This is a genomic window from Cedecea neteri (assembly GCF_000758325.1).
Taxonomy (GTDB): domain Bacteria; phylum Pseudomonadota; class Gammaproteobacteria; order Enterobacterales; family Enterobacteriaceae; genus Cedecea; species Cedecea neteri_B.
The window spans coordinates 4,627,388-4,646,565 of sequence record NZ_CP009459.1 but is presented as its reverse complement, the minus strand read 5'-3'; the positions used below and the strand labels follow the sequence as shown (position 1 = coordinate 4,646,565).

Here is a 19,178-nt window from a genome sequence, read left to right as displayed (position 1 = left end):
TGCGTAAGAAAACGCCAGTAAGCAACTTTTAAGAATATATCGTTTACTTTTCGTGCAATAAAAACTTCTGCTGTTATTTCTACGCAAACGGTTTCGTCGCGGCGGAGGATTCTCTATAATGACGCCCGTTTTCCCCCCTTCGCCCTGAAGACGAGAGATCTTTAATGATGGAAATTCTGCGTGGTTCGCCTGCTCTTTCGGCATTTCGTATTAACAAACTCCTGGCCCGTTTCAACGATGCTCACCTCCCGGTAAGCGATATTTATGCCGAGTATGTTCATTTTGCCGACCTCGAAGCGCCGCTGAACGCTGACGAGCTTGCCCGCCTGCAGCGGCTGTTGAAATATGGTCCAACCCTCGCAGAGCATGCGCCGGAAGGCACCCTGCTGCTGGTGACCCCGCGCCCTGGCACCATCTCCCCCTGGTCTTCTAAAGCTACCGATATCGCCCACAACTGTGACCTGCCGCAGATTAAACGCCTTGAGCGCGGTGTGGCCTGGTATGTTACCGGCAGTACGCTGACCGCAGAGCAGCTGCAGGACGTTGCCGCTCTGCTGCACGACCGCATGATGGAGAGCGTGTTTACCTCTCTGAACGACGCGCAGCAGCTGTTTACCCGGCAGCAGCCGGCTCCGGTGCAGAGCGTTGATCTGCTCGGGAAAGGGCGCGATGCGCTGGTGGAAGCGAACATTCGCCTCGGCCTGGCGCTGGCGGAAGACGAAATTGACTACCTGCAGGATGCGTTCAACAAGCTTGGCCGCAACCCGAACGACATCGAACTGTACATGTTTGCTCAGGCGAACTCCGAGCACTGCCGCCATAAAATCTTTAACGCCGACTGGATTATCGACGGGCAGAAACAGCCGAAGTCGCTGTTCAAAATGATCAAAAACACCTTCGAGAAAACGCCGGATTACGTGCTGTCTGCCTATAAAGACAACGCGGCGGTGATGGAAGGTTCCGCCGTCGGCCGCTTCTTCGCCGACCGTGAAGCGGGGCGCTATGACTTCCACCAGGAAGACGCGCATATCCTGATGAAGGTTGAAACCCACAACCACCCGACCGCCATCTCTCCGTGGCCGGGCGCGGCAACCGGCTCAGGCGGTGAAATCCGCGATGAAGGCGCGACCGGGCGCGGCGCTAAGCCAAAAGCTGGCCTGGTGGGCTTCTCCGTGTCTAACCTGCGTATTCCGGGCTTCGAACAGCCGTGGGAGCAGGATTTCGGCAAGCCAGACCGCATCGTTACCGCGCTGGATATCATGACCGAAGGCCCTCTGGGCGGAGCGGCGTTTAACAACGAATTTGGCCGTCCGGCGCTGACCGGCTACTTCCGTACCTATGAAGAGCAGGTGAACAGCCACAACGGCGTGGAGCTACGTGGCTACCACAAACCTATTATGCTCGCGGGCGGGATCGGCAACATTCGTGCCGACCACGTTCAGAAGGGCGAAATCACTCCTGGCGCCAAGCTGATTGTGCTGGGTGGCCCGGCAATGAACATCGGCCTGGGCGGTGGGGCGGCTTCCTCGATGGCTTCCGGCCAGTCTGATGCGGATTTAGATTTTGCTTCCGTGCAGCGCGACAACCCGGAAATGGAACGCCGCTGCCAGGAAGTGATCGACCGCTGCTGGCAGATGGGCGACGACAACCCAATCCTGTTTATCCACGACGTTGGCGCGGGTGGCCTGTCCAACGCCATGCCGGAGCTGGTCAGCGATGGCGGACGCGGTGGCCGCTTCGAGCTGCGCGATATCCTCAACGACGAACCGGGCATGAGCCCGCTCGAAGTCTGGTGTAACGAATCTCAGGAACGCTATGTGCTGGCCGTTGCGCCAGAGCAATTGCCGCTGTTTGATGAACTTTGCCGCCGCGAGCGTGCGCCGTATGCGGTGATTGGTGAAGCCACCACCGAACAGCATCTAACGCTCAACGACAGCCACTTTGATAACCAGCCAATCGACATGCCGCTGGACGTGCTGCTGGGCAAAACGCCGAAGATGGAGCGCAACGTCGAGACGCTGAAAGCGAAAGGTGATGCCTTCAACAGCAGCGAAATTTCCATTGCCGATGCGGTGAAGCGCGTTCTGCACCTGCCGACCGTGGCTGAAAAAACCTTCCTCGTGACCATCGGCGACCGCACGGTAACCGGCATGGTGTCCCGCGATCAGATGGTTGGTCCGTGGCAGATCCCGGTCGCCAACTGCGCGGTGACTACCGCCAGCCTGGACAGCTACTACGGTGAAGCGATGTCTATCGGTGAACGCGCGCCGGTGGCCCTGCTGGACTTCGCGGCATCCGGTCGTCTGGCCGTGGGTGAAGCCTTAACCAACATTGCCGCGACCCAAATTGGCTCCCTGAAGCGCATTAAGCTCTCCGCGAACTGGATGGCCGCAGCCGGTCACCCTGGCGAAGATGCTGGCCTGTATGAAGCGGTTAAAGCCGTGGGCGAAGAACTTTGCCCGGCGCTGGGGATCACTATCCCGGTGGGCAAAGACTCCATGTCGATGAAAACCCGCTGGCAGGAAGGTAACGAGCAGCGCGAGATGACTTCTCCGCTGTCGCTGGTGATCACCGCGTTTGCCCGTGTAGAAGACGTACGTGGCACCGTGACGCCACAGCTGAGTATCGAAGACAACGCCCTGCTGCTAATCGATTTAGGCAAAGGCCATAACGCGCTGGGCGCTACCGCGCTGTCCCAGGTTTATCGTCAACTGGGCGATAAGCCTGCGGACGTTCGCAGCGTTGAGCAGCTGAAAGGCTTCTGGGACGCGATGCAGGCGCTGGTGGCGGATCGCAAACTGCTGGCCTGGCACGACCGCTCCGACGGCGGGCTGCTGGTGACCCTGGCTGAAATGGCCTTTACCGGCCACTGTGGCGTTGAGGTTGATATTGCCGGTCTTGGCAGCGATCGCCTGGCCGCATTGTTTAACGAAGAGCTCGGCGGCGTGATCCAGATTCGCGCTGAAGACCGCGAGGCCGTTGAGGCGCTGCTGGCTAAGCATGGCCTGGCTGACTGCGTACATTACCTCGGTAAAGCTGTCGAAGGTGACCGCTTCACCATTAGCGCTGACGGGCACGCTGTGTTCAGTGAAAGCCGCACCACGCTGCGTATGTGGTGGGCAGAAACCACCTGGCAGATGCAGCGTCTGCGTGATAACCCGGCCTGTGCGGACGAAGAGCACAACGCCAAGGCGAATGATAACGATCCTGGCCTGAACGTGAAGCTGAACTTCGATATCAAAGAAGATATTGCGGCGCCGTTCATCGCCACGGGCGCGCGTCCTAAAGTGGCCATCCTGCGTGAGCAGGGCGTTAACTCTCACGTTGAGATGGCGGCCGCCTTCCACCGTGCGGGCTTTGACGCCATCGACGTGCATATGAGCGACCTGCTGGCGGGCCGCACCGGGCTGGAAAGCTTCCATACGCTGGTGGCGTGCGGCGGTTTCTCCTACGGTGACGTGCTGGGCGCGGGTGAAGGCTGGGCGAAATCCATCCTGTTCAACGCTCGCGTGCGTGATGAGTTCGAAACCTTCTTCCATCGCCCGGAAACGCTGGCGCTTGGCGTTTGCAACGGCTGCCAGATGATGTCCAACCTGCGTGAGCTGATCCCCGGCAGTGATTTGTGGCCGCGCTTTGTGCGTAACCAGTCCGATCGCTTTGAAGCGCGCTTCAGCCTGGTTGAGGTGACCTCCAGCCCGTCGCTGCTGCTGCAGGGCATGGCCGGTTCCCATATGCCTATCGCGGTTTCTCACGGCGAAGGTCGTGTGGAAGTGCGTGACGCCGCTCATCTCGCCGCGCTTGAAAGCAAAGGTCTGGTGGCGCTGCGCTTCGTGGATAACTTCGCGAACGTAACTGAAACCTACCCGGCTAACCCGAACGGTTCGCCGAACGGCATCACCGCGGTGAGCAACGAAAGCGGGCGCGTTACTATCATGATGCCGCACCCGGAGCGCGTGTTCCGCACCGTGAGTAATTCCTGGCACCCGGCGGAGTGGGGCGAAGACAGCCCGTGGATGCGTATTTTCCGCAACGCACGTAAGCAACTGGGTTGATTACCCTCACCCCGACCCTCTCCCTAAAAGGGAGAGGGGGAAAATCGTAAAAGGTTTCTCCCTTGCTCCTTTGCTTTTAGAGGGCGGGAAATAGCAGACAGGCTCCGATCCAGTTCCCTCTCCTCTTTGGGGAGAGGGCCAGGGTGAGGGGCTTTTTTTGTCACTAAATCCCGACACTTCTGCTTTTAATGTGTCTCCAAAAAGAGACATTTAACTCATTGATTTTTAATGATGTAATTGAGCAGGTTGCAGAGTGTTGTGAAATGGCGACACAGCGAACAAAAAACACGCACAATATATTCTTAATCTTTTGATGTTAATATTAATTAAAACAATGAATTGAATTGATTTGAGTAAAGTTGGCACGATATCTGCTTAATAAGGCCCAGTGGCTCATTCAATCTCTTATGTCAGCGTCTTTTCAGACAGACTACATAAACCGCCGAATGACGCACAAAAAGGTGCCTACCGTCCGATTTTTGATAAATGCCTTTCGGCTTATCATGCTCCGGGCGAAACGTTGAGTAAGGCGCCGCCTAATTCCTAAACAAAGGCAGGGTTTTTGACCCTGCCTTTGTTGTTTCCGGGAATCGCACCTTTCCACCACGCGCAATCGCGGCTAGCATCGTGTCATACAGGTAATGTGAGATGAAGCTATTGAACCAGTGGCATTTTTTCCCTCGATCTTTACGCCAGCTTGTCATGATGGCCTTTTTATTGGTGCTTGTACCGCTGCTGGTGCTTGCGTGGCAGGCGTGGCAAAGCCTTAACGCTCTGAGTGCTCAGGCCGCGTTGACCAACCGCACCACGCTGACCGATGCCCGCCGCAGCGAAGCAATGACCAATGTTGCGCTGGAAATGGAGCGGAGCTACCGTCAATACTGCGTGCTTGATGACTCGCGCCTTGCCCAACTGTATCAGGGGCAGCGCCAGCGTTACGCTCAAATGCTTGAGGCGCACGCCTCCGTATTACCCGATCCGAAACTCTACCAATCGCTCAGCCAGTCTTTGAGCGATCTGGCTGAACTGAAATGTAAAAACAGCGGGCCGGAAGCGCCTGCGGCAAACCAACTGGAACAGTTCGCCTCAACCAATGCCGAAATGGTGCAGGCCACGCGGGCGGTGGTGTTCTCTCGTGGACAGCAGCTGCAGCAGGAAATTGCTGAACGAGGCCAGTTCTTCGGCTGGCAGGCCTTAGTGCTGTTTCTGCTCAGCCTGGGGCTGGTCATTATCTTCACCCGCATGATCATCGGACCGGTTAAGGGTATCGAACGGATGATCAACCGGCTGGGGGAAGGGCGCTCTCTCGGCAACAGCGAAGTATTTAAAGGGCCGCGTGAGCTGCGTTCCGTTGGCCAGCGTATTGTCTGGTTAAGCGAGCGCTTGTCCTGGCTTGAGTCCCAGCGCCACGAGTTCCTCCGCCATCTTTCCCATGAGTTAAAAACGCCGCTCGCCAGCATGAGAGAAGGGACGGAACTGCTTGCTGACCAGGTTGCCGGGCCGCTCAATGCCGACCAGAAAGAGGTTGTTGCCATTCTGGACAACAGCAGTCGCCACCTGCAAAAGCTGATTGAACAGCTGCTGGACTATAACCGCAAGCTGGCGGACGGCACGGTAACGCTGGAAAGGGTCGAGCTGGCTCCGATTGTGGAGATGGTTATCTCTGCCCACTGTCTGCCGGCGAGGGCTAAAATGATGCATACCGATATTCAATTAAGCCCAAAAGCCTGCCTCGCAGAGGCGACGCTGCTGATGAGCGTGCTGGATAATCTCTACTCCAATGCGGTGCACTATGGCAGTGAATCCGGTACCATTTATCTCCGGAGTTTGCAGGTGGACGCGATGCTGTACATTGAGGTCGCGAATACCGGCGAGCCAATTCCGGCCACGGAACAAGAGATGATTTTTGAGCCTTTCTTCCAGGGCAGTCACCAGCGGAAGGGCTCCGTAAAGGGAAGTGGGCTGGGGTTAAGTATCGCCAGGGATTGCATTCGACGTATGCACGGAAAACTTAGCCTGATCAATGCTAACAGCGCGGAAGTGTGCTTCCGTATCGAATTACCGGTTTTCCCTGAGAATGATTAAAACGATGAAAGTACTTTTATTGCGTGAACCACGCCGCGGGTCTTTGACTCGCCTGATTTGCTGGGTATCTGGGGCGCTCGTTGGCGCGACGCTGTTGACAGGATGCGCCCCCGCAAGCGTGTCCAGCAGCCTGGATGAGGCCCACAAACCGCATGTTCCGGAACAACAAATTCCTGATTACCTGTCGACGGACTGCACCGAAATATGGGATCTGACGGGGCATGACGTCAGCAGCAACCCGCTTTACTGGCTGCGCGGCATGGATTGCGCCCAGCGCCTGCCGCCGGCAGAAGCCCGCGCGGAAGCTCGCCAGTGGCCAGCAGAAACCTGGCAGGACACGTTTAAGCGCGGCATTTTGCTGTCTACGGCTAAAATTACCCCGACCGAGCGCCGCCGCTACATGACCCAGCTCGACACCATGACCAGCGAAGTGCCTGTGCAGGTACGTTCCCTGTTTGAGATTTGGCGCGACGGGCAACAGTCTCAGCTTAAACTTTCGGATGAGCGCACGCGCTACAGCAAGCTGCAGCAGTCAACCGACGGCGAGCTGGATACGCTGCGGGAGCAGCAGCAGCGCCTGCGTAGCCAGCTCGATCTTACTACGCGCAAGCTGGAAAATCTGACTGACATTGAGCGTCAGCTTTCCAGCCGCAAGCCGGGAAGTAATCTTGCACCCGACACGCACAGCACGGATGACAATGACGACGATAGCGGTACGTCAAACAAATCGCAGCCGGAGGCAAAACCATGACGCAAAGGAAACCCGCGCGCTTATTATTAGTGGATGATGACCCAGGTCTGCTCAAGCTGCTGGGAATGCGCCTGTCGAGCGAGGGCTATACGGTCACCACGGCGGAAAGCGGTGCTGAGGGGCTGAAAGTCCTGGCACGAGAAAAAATCGACCTGGTGATAAGCGATCTCAGAATGGATGAAATGGACGGCATGGCGCTGTTCGCGGAGATCCAAAAAGGCCAGCCGGGGATGCCGGTGATCATTCTGACAGCGCACGGTTCTATCCCTGATGCCGTGGCGGCGACACAGCAGGGTGTATTCAGCTTCCTCACCAAGCCGGTGGACAGAGACGCGCTTTATCAGGCTATCGACAATGCCCTTGAGCACACTGTTATCGCTGGCGATGACATGTGGCGTGACACCATTGTGACCCGCAGCCCGATTATGCAGCGTTTGCTCGAGCAGACGCGCATGGTGGCACAGTCGGACGTTAGCGTGTTGATTAACGGCCAAAGCGGCACCGGGAAAGAGATTCTGGCCCAGGCGATACACAACGCCAGCCCACGTAGCAAAAAAGCGTTTATTGCGATTAACTGTGGCGCGCTGCCTGAACAGTTGCTTGAATCTGAGCTGTTCGGCCACGCTCGCGGGGCATTTACCGGAGCAGTTAGCAGCCGCGAAGGTCTGTTCCAGGCGGCAGAAGGCGGTACGCTCTTTCTCGATGAAATCGGCGATATGCCTATCCCGCTGCAGGTTAAGCTGCTGCGCGTTTTGCAGGAGCGGAAAGTTCGCCCGCTGGGCAGCAACCGCGATCTGGACATCGACGTGCGGATCATCTCCGCCACGCACCGGGACTTGCCGAAAGCTATGGAGCGCGGAGAGTTTCGTGAAGATCTCTTCTATCGCCTTAACGTTGTGAACCTGAAAATTCCTGCGCTGCATGAACGCGCCGAAGATATCCCGCTGCTGGCGAATCATTTGTTACGCCAGTCGGCCGACAGGCACAAGCCGTTCGTTCGGAGTTTCTCCACCGATGCCATGAAGCGGCTGATGACCGCAAGCTGGCCGGGCAACGTGCGCCAACTGGTGAACGTGATTGAGCAGTGCGTGGCGCTGACCTCAGCCCCGGTGATTGGCGAAGCGCTGGTGGAGCAGGCGCTGGAAGGTGAAAACACCGCCTTGCCGACATTTGTCGAAGCCCGTAACCAGTTCGAGCTAAACTACCTACGTAAGCTGCTGCAAATTACCAAAGGAAATGTCACCCATGCCGCGCGCATGGCGGGGCGTAACCGAACCGAATTCTATAAATTACTGGCCAGGCATGAACTCGAGGCCAATGACTTTAAAGAGTAGGCTGTGGTAGTGTGAGCAACCGATTACTAACAGTACAAAACGCCGCGCGGGGACACCGGTAATACCATGAAAAAAATTGATGCGATTATTAAACCTTTCAAACTGGATGATGTGCGCGAAGCGCTGGCTGAAGTGGGCATTACCGGCATGACGGTGACGGAAGTCAAAGGCTTTGGCCGTCAGAAAGGGCATACCGAACTGTACCGTGGTGCCGAGTACATGGTGGACTTTCTGCCAAAAGTGAAAATTGAAATTGTGGTGACCGACGATATCGTTGATACCTGCGTGGACACCATTATCCGCACGGCCCAGACCGGCAAGATCGGTGACGGTAAGATTTTCGTGTTTGATGTGGCGCGCGTGGTGCGTATTCGTACCGGCGAAGAAGACGACGCGGCGATTTGATTTAGTTTTTTTACCCTCACCCTGGCATATATTGCCTTTTACCCCCTCGCCCCTTTGGGGAGAGGGCTGGGGTGAGGGGCCATCGAACTAAACTACATCACCTTGTGCGGGCCAAAGCACTCATAGTGAATGCTGTCTTTATTCACGCCGATCTTCACCAGCTGTTCCGCCGCAAAACGCATAAAGTTGATCGGGCCGCAGAGATAAAACTGCATCGCCGGGTCGCTTAACTTCCCTTCGATTTCCAGCAGATTCATCAGTCCTTCACGGTCAAAGCGCGCCTGGGCACGATCCTCTGCGGATGGCTCACGGTACCAGACGTGGCTTTCAAATTTCGACAGTTTCGCGCCAAGCCCTGCTACTTCTTCGTTAAAAGCGTGTACATCTCCGTGTTCGGCGGCGTGCAGCCAGTTGACCTGTGCCTGGTGTTCTGTGTTCGCCAGCGTGTCGAGCATCGAGAGCATTGGCGTCTGGCCGACGCCTGCGGAAATCAGCGTCACCGGTGTGTCGGATTTTGCGTCCATAAAGAAGTCGCCTGCCGGTGAAGCCAGATGCACCCGATCGCCAGCCTGAGCATGATTGTGCAGCCAGTTTGAGACCATACCTTTCTCTTCACGCTTCACGGCAATGCGGTAGCTTTTCCCGTTCGGCTGGCGGGTCAAAGAGTACTGACGAATTTCCTGATGCGGGAAACCAACAGGCTTCAGCCAGACGCCGAGGTATTGCCCTGGCTGATAATCCGCCACTGGGCCGCCGTCCAGCGGGACAAGTTCGAAGCTGGTGATAAGCGAGCTTTGCTCTTTTTTCTCAACAATGGTGAAGGGGCGTGTGCCTTCCCAGCCACCCTGCTTAGCGGCGTTATCCTGGTAAATTTCTGACTCGCGGTTAATAAATACCTGCGCCAGTACGCCGTAGGCTTTTCCCCATGCGTCCAGCACTTCCTGCCCTGGGCTGAATAACTCGTCTAACGTAGCCAGCAGGTGGCCGCCCACAATGTTGTACTGCTCGGGTTTGATTTGGAAGGTAGTGTGTTTCTGGGCGATTTTCTCTACCGCTGGCAAGAGAGCGGCCAGATTTTCGATGTTGGTTGCATACGCGCAAATGGCGTTGAATAGCGCTTCGCGCTGGTCACCGTTGCGCTGGTTGCTCATGTTAAAGATCTCTTTCAGCTCAGGGTTGTGGCTGAACATGCGCTCGTAAAAGTGGGCGGTAAGCTTGGGGCCGGTGGCGGCCAGCAGAGGGATGGTCGACTTAACAACGGCGATGGTTTGTGCGTCTAGCATGGCGGTCTCCATAAACAGCGTAGTGTATAAATTGCATTTTAAATGCATCTTATAGAAATGGCCTTATGTTGTAAATGGGTTATCGTTGTTAACGACTGAGCTCACAGAACATGAAAAATACGCATGTCATTGATGAAGAAATATCCGGCAAATAGACGCCTGTTTTATTGCCTGGAAGCCTTATTCCATGCCTGGGTAATCGTTTGCGTAAAAACCTCTGTCAAGCCCTATCACCCGAAAGGGTTTCGGTTTACACTGTTGCCCGTCGCCCAAATGGGCCCCCTCATTGCAGTAAAATTTTTACCGTTAGCTGAGTCAGGAGATGCGAATGTTAAAGCGTGAAATGAACATTGCCGATTATGATGCCGAACTGTGGCAGGCCATGGAGCAAGAGAAAGTACGTCAGGAAGAGCACATTGAACTGATCGCCTCCGAAAACTACACCAGCCCGCGCGTAATGCAGGCTCAGGGTTCTCAGCTGACAAACAAATATGCTGAAGGTTACCCAGGCAAGCGCTACTACGGCGGTTGCGAGTATGTGGACATCGTTGAGCAGCTGGCTATTGACCGTGCGAAAGAGCTGTTTGGCGCAGACTATGCGAACGTGCAGCCACACTCCGGTTCCCAGGCTAACTTCGCGGTATACACCGCGCTGCTGCAGCCGGGCGATACCGTGCTGGGCATGAACCTGGCGCAGGGCGGCCACCTGACTCACGGCTCCCCGGTTAACTTCTCCGGCAAGCTGTACAACATCATTCCTTACGGCATTGATGAGTCCGGTAAAATTGACTACGAAGACATGGCGAAGCAGGCTAAAGAGCACAAGCCGAAGATGATCATCGGCGGCTTCTCTGCCTACTCCGGCGTGGTTGACTGGGCTAAGATGCGCGAAATCGCAGACAGCATCGGCGCTTACCTGTTCGTTGATATGGCGCACGTTGCCGGCCTGATTGCCGCAGACGTTTACCCGAACCCGGTACCACACGCTCACGTTGTGACCACCACCACCCACAAAACCCTGGCGGGTCCACGCGGTGGCCTGATCCTGGCGAAGGGCGGCGACGAAGATCTCTACAAGAAACTGAACTCTGCCGTATTCCCAAGCGCACAGGGCGGTCCGCTGATGCACGTTATCGCGGCCAAGGCTGTTGCGCTGAAAGAAGCGATGGAGCCTGAGTTCAAGGTTTACCAGCAGCAGGTTGCGAAAAACGCCAAAGCGATGGTGGAAGTGTTCCTGAACCGTGGCTACAAAGTGGTTTCAGGCGGGACTGAAAACCACCTGTTCCTGCTGGATCTGGTTAATAAAAACCTGACCGGTAAAGAAGCTGACGCTGCCCTGGGCCGCGCCAACATCACCGTGAACAAAAACAGCGTACCAAACGATCCGAAGAGCCCGTTCGTGACCTCCGGTATTCGTATCGGTTCTCCGGCTGTGACTCGCCGCGGCTTTAAAGAAGCGGAAGTGAAAGAGCTGGCTGGCTGGATGTGTGACGTTCTGGACAACATCAATGACGAAGCGGTTATCGAGCGCGTGAAAGGTAAAGTGCTGGATATCTGTGCCCGCTTCCCGGTTTACGCATAACCGTTAAGCTGAAATGTAGAAGGCTCCCAGGCGGGAGCCTTTTTTATTGCTGTTGGCTGAGCGTCAGCCCAACATCCCCGCCGGGATGAACGGCCAGCAGCGTCTCCTTCGAATAACCGCTCTCGCTCATCAGGCAGGCGCAGGCGGCATCAAAAATCGCCAGCGCCAGGATTATCGACGTGGTCGCCAGCATATTCAGCGGATCCATTTCCTGCTTCACGCCGGTAGAAATCACCAACCTTGCCGCCTGGGCGATGGCCGAATCCGGGTTTTCGGTCACGCTAATGAGCGGGACGTTTCTGGCCGCGATGCCCGGCAACAGGCGCGTCAGTTCGTCGGAATTCCCACCCCGGGAAAGCATGATCATCAGATCGTCCGCACGTAAAAAGCCCAGATCGCCATGCGCCGCGTCCGTCGCGCTAAGATAAATCGCCGGGTGTTCGACACAGGCCAGCATATGGGCAATTTTCCTCGCGGCGATGCCTGAAGTACCGACGCCGGTGACCACAATCTTGCCTTTGCAGTTTCTCAGTTCGGCCAGCAAAGCGAGCCACTGTGGCTCGCTCAAATGCTGTTCCAGCGCCGCAAGTTCACGGCTACAGGTTGCCCACGCGTTGACGGCCTGCTGCCATGAGTGGCTCATGCTTCCTCCTGCATCAGCTGGCGGTATTTCATGTGGTCGAGATACATCTCATGAAATACTTTGTATTTCCGGTCGTAGTACTGCTTGATGCGGTTGGTCTGCGGCGTGACCGTTTTGCCAATCCGGCTCATGACCGACATCGCTTCCGGGAAGGAATCAAACACGCCCGCCGCCACCGTGCCCATCATTGCGCTGCCCAACAGCATCGCCTCGCTCTCTTCTGGCAGCAGCATCGCGCAGCCTGTGGCGTTGGCGTGCTCCTGAACGAAGATAGGGTTTTTGGTGCCGCCGCCGCTCGCCATGATGGTGTCGATGGTGTAGCCGCTGTGGTTCATCGTTTCGATAATATGGCGGGTACCAAGCGCGATGGCCTGAATCGTCGCCAGATACTGCAGCGCCATATCTTCCTGCGTGCGGGAAAGCTTCAGCCCACTGATAACGCCCGTTAGCGTCGGGTTGGCTCGCGGGGAACGGTTGCCGTGGAAGTAGGGCAGGATGTGCATATCCTTCGTCAGGAAGGCGATGTTTTCCGGCTCCCCGGCCATTTTACGCAGCAGGGCGTTCAGCAGTTCGTAAATGGTTTGCCCCTGAGTCTTCGCCTGGGCAAGCAGCGTCTCATAGCATGGATGAGACTGAATAATATGGTCGATAAGCGCCCCGGTGGCCGACTGGCCGCCTTCGTTTAGCCAGTAGCCCGGCAGAACGGCGGAGTAGTAAGGCCCCCAAACGCCATTAATAAAACGTGCTTCTTTTGAAATCGCCATATGTCCGGTTGAGGTGCCGCCGATGAGCGCCACGCGGCGATCGAAATCAGCCACTTCACCGGAAACGCCGCAGGCGCCGAGCGTGCCGAGCGTGCCCGCATGGGCATCAATAATCGAGACGCTGACGGCGGTGCCGGCAATCAGCCCCATCTCGCTTGCGGCACGCTGGGTCAGGCCGTGGCCCAACGGTTCGCCCATGGTTTTGACATAGCGGCCAATTTTTTCCGCATCGTGCTCCAGCAAATCTTCCAGCCCAATCTGGCGGAAGTAGCTGCTGTCCCATTTGTCTTCGTGGCCCATATAGGTCCATTTACAGACGGTGGAGCAGAGCGAGCGGGTATCATCCCCGGTAGCGCGCCAGGTCAGGAAGTCCGGCAGGTCAAAATAGTAGCCCGCATTAGACCAGGTATTCGGCATGTGTTGTTTGAGCCACAGCAATTTTGGCGTCTGCATTTCCGGGGAAATAATTCCGCCCACGTAGTCCAGCACACGGTGGTGCAGGGCATTAATTCTGTCGGCCTGGGTGATGGCGCGGTGATCCATCCACACAATGATGTTCTGTTCGCTGCGCCCGGAAGGGCTGATGGTCAGCGGCTTGCCTTCTTTATCCAGCACCACCAGGGAACAGGTGGCGTCGAATCCCAGCCCTTTTACCTGAATCGGGTTAATATCGGCCTGGTTGACCGCATCCCGCACCGCGTTGCAAACCGCCTGCCAGATATTGTCCGAGGATTGCTCAACGAAGTCCGCCTGCGGGCGGTAAATCTCAATCGCCCGGCTTGCCTCGCCAACCATTCTGCCATTCAGGTCAAAGACGCCCGCGCGGGCGCTTCCCGTCCCTACATCCACCCCAATGAAGTAACTCGCCATAATGATTCTCCTGAACTCAGGCTTTACGATTCTGTAATGCGATAAAGAGGATCAGCACCGCGCCCCAGAGCGCCATGGTCAAATAACTGCTGATCCCCAGCAAATTAAAGCCGCTTTCCAGCATTTGCAGCACGATGAGCGCCAGCACCAGGCCGATAATGCGGCCGAAGCCGCCGTCCGGGTTAATGCCGCCCAGCACCGAGGCAAGAATGGTGACCAGCAGGTAAGACTCACCGTACCCGGCTTTGGCGGAGTTAAATTTCGCCATCATCAGAATGGCGGCCACCCAGCCGAGCAGCGCGGAAATCACGTATACCGATATCTGCACCCGCACGGTGTTAACGCCGCTGTAGCGAGTGGCTTGTTCGTTGGAGCCGACCAGATAAAGGCTGCGCCCCAGCGTGGTGTGCTCCAGCAATACCCAGAGCAGGACGGCAACCAGCAGGAACAGCAGCAGCGCGACCGGAATACCAAGCAATGTGGCGTTGCCCAGATACTGAATTGCCGCCGGGAAGCCGGAAATCACCGTGCCGTTGGACAGCAAAATATTGAGCCCGGAAATCAGCGTCATGGTGCCGAGCGTGGCCAGAATAGGCGAAACGCCAACCCAGGCGACCAGAGCGCCGTTTAGCGTGCCGATAGCTACCGCCACGGCAATACCCGCCAGCAGCGCCAGCGCGAAGAACAGCGGGTTATCCGGGTGGCTGACGATAATGGCCGCCATCACCAGCGAACAGGCGTTCGCCCCGGCAATGATCGACAGGTTGATCCCGCCGGTCAGCATCGTCATCCCCATACCCAGCGCCAGCATGCCAAGAATAGGCAGCTGAGAGCCGATGGACTGGAAGTTGGCGAGGCTAAAGAAGCGCCCGCCCAGCAGCAGCGAAAACGCCACGGCGACCACCACAATAATCACGCACTGCAGCCGGATGATGGCGTCACCGGGTAAAAATCTGGCGAAGGTTTTCATCTCAAAGCTCCCTTGCGAGTTTGCGTTTTTCATTCCAGGCCGTCGCGCTGATGCTGACCAGGATAATCACGCCGCTGAACACGGCGTGCCAGTAAGAGGACACGCTCAGCAGCGTCAGACCGTTTTGTAAGAATGCCAGCAGGATAACCCCGAGCAGCGTGCCGGTGAGCGTCCCGCGCCCGCCGCTCATGCTTGTCCCGCCGAGTACTACCGCTGCCAGAACCGTCAGCTCAAAGCCCAGCAGCGAGTTTGGCGCGACGGACTGGGTGATCTGCGCCTGAACGACGGCGGCAATACCTGCCAGAATCCCCATATAGCCGTAGACGTAGAAGTGCAGCTTCAGCAGGTTCATCCCCAGACGGGACGCCGCCTCACGGTTGCCGCCCATGGCATAAATCTGGCGGCCAAGGCGCGTGTAGTTCATCAGCACGGCGGTAAAGATAATCACTGCGGCAAGGCACAGCAGCGGCAGGGTCAACCCGTACTGATAACCGTCTTTGGCCGTGAAAGAGAACCAGTTAATGCCGTTCATAAACCAGTCCGGGAAGCCGTACAGCCAGGTACCTTTGGTGAGGTAAACCAGCAGGCCGTAGTAAACGTTGAGAGTGGCAATAGTGATGATGATCGCCGGGACCCGCAGCCAGTAAACCAGGAAGCCGTTGATCAACCCGAGCAGCAGCCCGACGGCAATCGAAATCACCAGCGCCAGCGCAAAGTTACCACCGTGGGCGATCACCCAGCTTGCCATCACGTACTGGGCAATAGCGGTCATCGCCGGGAACGAAATATCAATCCCCCCGGAAATCAGTACCACAAACAGCCCGCAGGCCAGAATGCCGAGAATGGCGTAGCTGGTGGCGACATCGGTCAGGTTACCGAGAGATAAAAACTCATCGGTGCTGATGCTCAGGCCAACGGCCAGTGCCACCACCAGAAGACCCAGCCAGAACTCATGTTGCCCGGCCAGGCGGGAAAAACGAGGGTTATTCATTGACCACCTCAGCAATGTCCTGCTCGCTACTGCGATGAGGATTAAACTCTGCGACCAGTTCGCCCCGGCGCATCACCAGCACGCGGTGGCTGTTGTAATACGCTTCAGGGATTTCATCGCAAATCATCAGTACCGCCAGCCCCTGTTCCGCGAGGGAACGGGCGATTTGGTAGATGCCTTCTTTGTTGGCGATATCCACGCCCACGGTGGGCGAGTCGAGAATCAATATTTGCGGATTAGTCGCCACCCATTTGGCGATGGCAATCCTTTGGGCGTTGCCGCCGGAAAGGGTTTTTACCGGCAGCCCGGCATCGGAGACTTTGATGTTTAGCTCACGAATAAGATCGGCCACCAGGTGACGGGCTTTGGTGTGATCGAGCAGGCCGCTGCGGGTATGAAGTTTGTCGAAGACCGTGACAATCGTGTTGTCGTAGATCGACTGCTCCATGATCAGGCCTTGAGTCAGGCGATCTTCAGACACGTAGCCGATGCCGTGTTTAATCGCATCGTGGTTATTGCGAAACGTTACCGGCACGCCGTCGATCAGCATTTCACCGCTTTGCGGCTGCGTCATGCCGAACAGGCTCATGCACAGTTCGGTGCGGCCCGACCCGAGCAGGCCCACGATGGAAACAATCTCTCCGCTGCGCAGTGACAGATTGATGTTGTGGTATTTGCCTTTGCGGCTGAGGCCGCGCAGCTCCAGCATCGGCTGTTTTTCTACCGGCGGTTTTTCCGGCAGCGGGCTGTAGTGGAAGCGTTGCCCGGTCATCAGGAAAGCAAGCTCGTTGCTGTCCAGCTCGCTGGCCTGCCAGGTGCCGACCAGCTTCCCGTCGCGCATCACGCTAATGCGGTCGGCCACTTCCATTACTTCGTCCAGGCGGTGGCTGACAAACACCACGCAAATCCCGTCCGCTTTGAGTTCATTCACCACCCGCAGCAGACCGTTAACTTCCTGGCGAGTCAGAGATGCCGTGGGCTCGTCCATAATGACCAGCCGGGCATCGGCGGCAATGGCGCGGCAAATTGCCACCAGCTGGCGATCGGCTATCGAGAGTTTTTCGACTTTCTTGTCCGGGTCAAGCGTGACGCCAATGCGCTGCATAGCCGCCAGCGCCTGAGCTTTCATTGCGCGGCGGTTAACCCACAGACTGCCGCCGGGCTGATAGCGGTGCACGGCGATATTCTCGGCCACGCTGAAATTGGGGAACAGCGACAGATCCTGGTAGATTACCTGGATGCCGTAATGCGCGGACAGCGTGGGCGTCAGGCTGTGAAACAGTTTGCCGTCGAGGGCGATTTGCGCCCCTTTTTCCGGGTGGTAGACGCCGGAAATCACTTTGATAATCGTGCTTTTACCGCAGCCGTTTTGTCCGGCCAGGCAATGAACTTCGCCTTTTCTGAGCGTCAGATTGACGTTATCCAGCGCCCGCACGCCCGGGAATTGCTTGCTGATATTCTCAAGAGTGATAAATGCGGATGTGTCGGTCATGGGTAATGCCCCTGCCGGCGCCCGACGTGGGCGCCACAAAATAATCTTGTTGGAGAATGCCGGCCGGCTGACCGACATTCCGGTTTCCCTGGTGTTGGCTTAAGAGCCTTAGAAACCGAGTGACTGAGCGTTATCTTTGGTGACTTCGAGGATCTTGTTAAAGCGGATCACTTTCTTATCCATGTCGACATCGGCCTTGCCCAGACCGTCAATGGTCAGGTCTTTGGTCACGGCTTTGCCCTGCAGCAGCTGATCTGCCACGGTAACCAGCGCGTAACCCGCATCTTTAGGATCCCAAAGCAGCGCTTTTTTAATGTCGCCGCGCATCAGGTAAGGTGCTGCCTGGCCCGGCATCGCAATGCCGACAACCGCCAGTTTATCCTTCGCGCGTTTCTTCTGTACCGCCTGGCCCGCGCCGATTGGGCCGAGGGAACCAAAGCCAATCACGCCTTTCATCTGCGGATACGTTTTCATCAGATCAAGCGTGGTGGAGTAGGATTTGTCGATGCTCTCCGCCACCGGCAGGCGTGAAGTCACTTCGAACATATCCGGGTATTTTTCTTTCTGGTATTTAATGGCGGAATCCGCCCAGGCGTTGTGCAGCGGCACGGTCAGCGAGCCGACGTAAATCGCATAGCCGCCTTTTCCACCCATGTCTTTCGCCAGCTCATCCATGTTGGCCTGAGCGTATTTCTCGCTGTCGATGGTTTCGATATCCCACTGGCCGATCTGCTGGTCAGGGGATTCATGCGTCAGCACCACGATGCCCTGATCGCGCGCTTTTTTCAGCACCGGCTCCAGCACTTTGGCATCGTTAGGCACCACAATAATGGCGTTCACTTTCTTGGCGATCAGATCCTCAATCACCTTCACCTGCTGAGCCGGATCGGGCGTCGAGGCCCCGGTCTGGTAAGCGTTAACGTTGAGTTTTTTTGCGGCTTCATTGACGCCGGTTTCCATACGGTTAAACCATGGGATCCCGGTGACTTTCGCCACCACTGCGATTTCATACTTATCCGCCGCAACGGCCGTACCGGACAACATGCATGCAGAAATCAGGGTTGCACTGAGTAATGCGAGTTTGAATTTCATAGGTGTACCTTTTTTATTAGGGACTGAGGCATGTCACGGAGAGGAGACTAGCAACGAAGGGAAGAGGGAATGAATCGTAGTTTTTCTAAATGTGATACACGCCCATTATTGTTTGTTTTTAGATCTAATTTAGTTAAAAAATAGTTAAATATATGATGTTTTTTTAAACTGGACGGACATGGTGGTGTTAATTCATAGTCAAAAATGAAACATATGAATAACAATTAATAAACAATTTGCCGTTAAGGGGATGCTTTTGACACCAAAGAGGCAGTCAGCCAGCAAAAGAATGTTACGAAATTGTGAGCTGAAGCGTATCAAGCAAAATGGGCGGGAAGCAAATGAAAAAGGCCGCAGAAGCGGCCTTTGAGGAGGATGAGATTCAGCGCTTGTCGACGGAAATCGCGCCAGGGCCGGTTACCGCCAGCAGCAGGAACCCGCCAGCTATGCTGATGTTTTTATAGAAGTTAATCATGTTAGGCATCACCGCGTCGCCGGTCATATTCCAGTAGTGGTGACCGATAAGTGCCGTGCCGAGGGTATAAAACACAAACAAAATGGCTAGCGGGCGGGTAAAGAACCCGATAATGACCAGGATTGCGGCGACAACTTCCATAAATACCGCAATCGCGGCGGCAAGCGTCGGGAGTGGGGTGCCAAGATGCTCCATATACGCCACGGTGCCGCTGAATCCGCTGAGCTTCGGCAAGCCGAAAATAATGAACAGCAGAATCAACGCAATACGGGCAATAAGCAGGATCAGGGCACGAGATTGACCAAAATCGAAATAGCGTAGTGTGTTCATAGCGGGCTCGCCTGTAGTGGACTCAATTTAAAGTTAATACACAACTTCCGAGCCTGCCA

The 19,178-nt window shown here is 56.2% G+C and carries 14 protein-coding genes; 6 read left to right on the top strand and 8 right to left on the bottom strand.

The window, feature by feature from the left end:
• Positions 1–164 precede the first annotated feature (164 nt).
• From purL to glnB, 5 genes are all read left to right on the top strand, one after another.
• Positions 165–4,052 (top strand): phosphoribosylformylglycinamidine synthase, encoded by a 3,888-nt coding sequence (purL, locus tag LH86_RS21570; protein WP_039305761.1) that lies wholly within the window; start codon positions 165–167, stop codon positions 4,050–4,052.
• 648 nt (positions 4,053–4,700) lie between these two features.
• The gene (locus tag LH86_RS21565; protein WP_039305758.1) at positions 4,701–6,137 is read left to right on the top strand and encodes a sensor histidine kinase; all 1,437 of its coding nucleotides are present in this window, start codon (positions 4,701–4,703) and stop codon (positions 6,135–6,137) included.
• 4 nt (positions 6,138–6,141) lie between these two features.
• On the top strand, positions 6,142–6,888 hold the full coding sequence (gene qseG, locus LH86_RS21560; protein WP_419656266.1) for a two-component system QseEF-associated lipoprotein QseG: 747 nt from the start codon (positions 6,142–6,144) through the stop codon (positions 6,886–6,888).
• Positions 6,885–8,222, top strand: a complete 1,338-nt coding sequence (glrR, locus tag LH86_RS21555; RefSeq protein WP_039305752.1) for a two-component system response regulator GlrR — start codon at positions 6,885–6,887, stop codon at positions 8,220–8,222. The genes qseG and glrR overlap by 4 nt, the downstream gene beginning before the upstream one ends.
• A gap of 66 nt (positions 8,223–8,288) precedes the next feature.
• Positions 8,289–8,627, top strand: coding sequence for a nitrogen regulatory protein P-II (gene glnB / locus LH86_RS21550; RefSeq protein ID WP_002438074.1), 339 nt, complete (start codon positions 8,289–8,291; stop codon positions 8,625–8,627).
• Positions 8,628–8,719: 92 nt separating this feature from the next.
• On the opposite strand, the gene hmpA is transcribed toward glnB, so the two are convergent.
• A complete protein-coding gene (gene hmpA / locus LH86_RS21545) occupies positions 8,720–9,910 on the bottom strand; it encodes an NO-inducible flavohemoprotein (RefSeq protein ID WP_039305749.1) in 1,191 nt (396 codons plus the stop codon).
• A gap of 328 nt (positions 9,911–10,238) precedes the next feature.
• Between hmpA and glyA the strand changes: the two genes are divergently transcribed.
• Complete coding sequence (glyA, locus tag LH86_RS21540) at positions 10,239–11,492, top strand: serine hydroxymethyltransferase (RefSeq protein WP_008459452.1); 1,254 nt, start codon at positions 10,239–10,241, stop codon at positions 11,490–11,492.
• Between the two features lie 43 nt (positions 11,493–11,535).
• On the opposite strand, the gene LH86_RS21535 is transcribed toward glyA, so the two are convergent.
• The 7 genes from LH86_RS21535 to LH86_RS21505 form a co-directional block, all read right to left on the bottom strand.
• Positions 11,536–12,135, bottom strand: a complete 600-nt coding sequence (locus LH86_RS21535; RefSeq protein WP_039305746.1) for a KpsF/GutQ family sugar-phosphate isomerase — start codon at positions 12,133–12,135, stop codon at positions 11,536–11,538.
• Positions 12,132–13,769 carry an FGGY-family carbohydrate kinase gene (locus LH86_RS21530; protein WP_039305743.1) on the bottom strand — a complete coding sequence of 546 codons (1,638 nt, stop codon included), beginning with the start codon at positions 13,767–13,769 and terminating at the stop codon, positions 12,132–12,134. The genes LH86_RS21535 and LH86_RS21530 overlap by 4 nt, the downstream gene beginning before the upstream one ends.
• A 16-nt stretch (positions 13,770–13,785) precedes the next feature.
• Positions 13,786–14,739 carry an ABC transporter permease gene (locus LH86_RS21525; RefSeq protein ID WP_008459449.1) on the bottom strand — a complete coding sequence of 318 codons (954 nt, stop codon included), beginning with the start codon at positions 14,737–14,739 and terminating at the stop codon, positions 13,786–13,788.
• A 1-nt stretch (position 14,740) separates the two neighbouring features.
• Complete coding sequence (locus tag LH86_RS21520) at positions 14,741–15,730, bottom strand: ABC transporter permease (protein WP_039305740.1); 990 nt, start codon at positions 15,728–15,730, stop codon at positions 14,741–14,743.
• On the bottom strand, positions 15,723–17,222 hold the full coding sequence (locus LH86_RS21515) for a sugar ABC transporter ATP-binding protein (protein WP_039305738.1): 1,500 nt from the start codon (positions 17,220–17,222) through the stop codon (positions 15,723–15,725). Before LH86_RS21515 ends, LH86_RS21520 begins: the two co-directional genes overlap by 8 nt.
• Positions 17,223–17,330: 108 nt before the next feature.
• Positions 17,331–18,314: an autoinducer 2 ABC transporter substrate-binding protein gene (locus tag LH86_RS21510; RefSeq protein WP_008459446.1), complete on the bottom strand. Its 984-nt coding sequence runs from the start codon at positions 18,312–18,314 to the stop codon at positions 17,331–17,333.
• Between the two features lie 382 nt (positions 18,315–18,696).
• Positions 18,697–19,119 carry a DoxX family protein gene (locus LH86_RS21505; RefSeq protein WP_008459445.1) on the bottom strand — a complete coding sequence of 141 codons (423 nt, stop codon included), beginning with the start codon at positions 19,117–19,119 and terminating at the stop codon, positions 18,697–18,699.
• Between the last annotated feature and the right edge of the window lie 59 nt (positions 19,120–19,178).

What these genes read in the sequence shown, in the direction of transcription:
- purL (WP_039305761.1), top strand. Translation starts at nt 165, where the DNA reads ATGATGGAAATTCTGCGTGGTTCGCCTGCTCTTTCGGCATTTCGTATT.
- LH86_RS21565 (WP_039305758.1), top strand. Translation starts at nt 4,701, where the DNA reads ATGAAGCTATTGAACCAGTGGCATTTTTTCCCTCGATCTTTACGCCAG.
- qseG (WP_419656266.1), top strand. Translation starts at nt 6,142, where the DNA reads ATGAAAGTACTTTTATTGCGTGAACCACGCCGCGGGTCTTTGACTCGC.
- glrR (WP_039305752.1), top strand. Translation starts at nt 6,885, where the DNA reads ATGACGCAAAGGAAACCCGCGCGCTTATTATTAGTGGATGATGACCCA.
- glnB (WP_002438074.1), top strand. Translation starts at nt 8,289, where the DNA reads ATGAAAAAAATTGATGCGATTATTAAACCTTTCAAACTGGATGATGTG.
- hmpA (WP_039305749.1), bottom strand. Translation starts at nt 9,910, where the DNA reads ATGCTAGACGCACAAACCATCGCCGTTGTTAAGTCGACCATCCCTCTG.
- glyA (WP_008459452.1), top strand. Translation starts at nt 10,239, where the DNA reads ATGTTAAAGCGTGAAATGAACATTGCCGATTATGATGCCGAACTGTGG.
- LH86_RS21535 (WP_039305746.1), bottom strand. Translation starts at nt 12,135, where the DNA reads ATGAGCCACTCATGGCAGCAGGCCGTCAACGCGTGGGCAACCTGTAGC.
- LH86_RS21530 (WP_039305743.1), bottom strand. Translation starts at nt 13,769, where the DNA reads ATGGCGAGTTACTTCATTGGGGTGGATGTAGGGACGGGAAGCGCCCGC.
- LH86_RS21525 (WP_008459449.1), bottom strand. Translation starts at nt 14,739, where the DNA reads ATGAAAACCTTCGCCAGATTTTTACCCGGTGACGCCATCATCCGGCTG.
- LH86_RS21520 (WP_039305740.1), bottom strand. Translation starts at nt 15,730, where the DNA reads ATGAATAACCCTCGTTTTTCCCGCCTGGCCGGGCAACATGAGTTCTGG.
- LH86_RS21515 (WP_039305738.1), bottom strand. Translation starts at nt 17,222, where the DNA reads ATGACCGACACATCCGCATTTATCACTCTTGAGAATATCAGCAAGCAA.
- LH86_RS21510 (WP_008459446.1), bottom strand. Translation starts at nt 18,314, where the DNA reads ATGAAATTCAAACTCGCATTACTCAGTGCAACCCTGATTTCTGCATGC.
- LH86_RS21505 (WP_008459445.1), bottom strand. Translation starts at nt 19,119, where the DNA reads ATGAACACACTACGCTATTTCGATTTTGGTCAATCTCGTGCCCTGATC.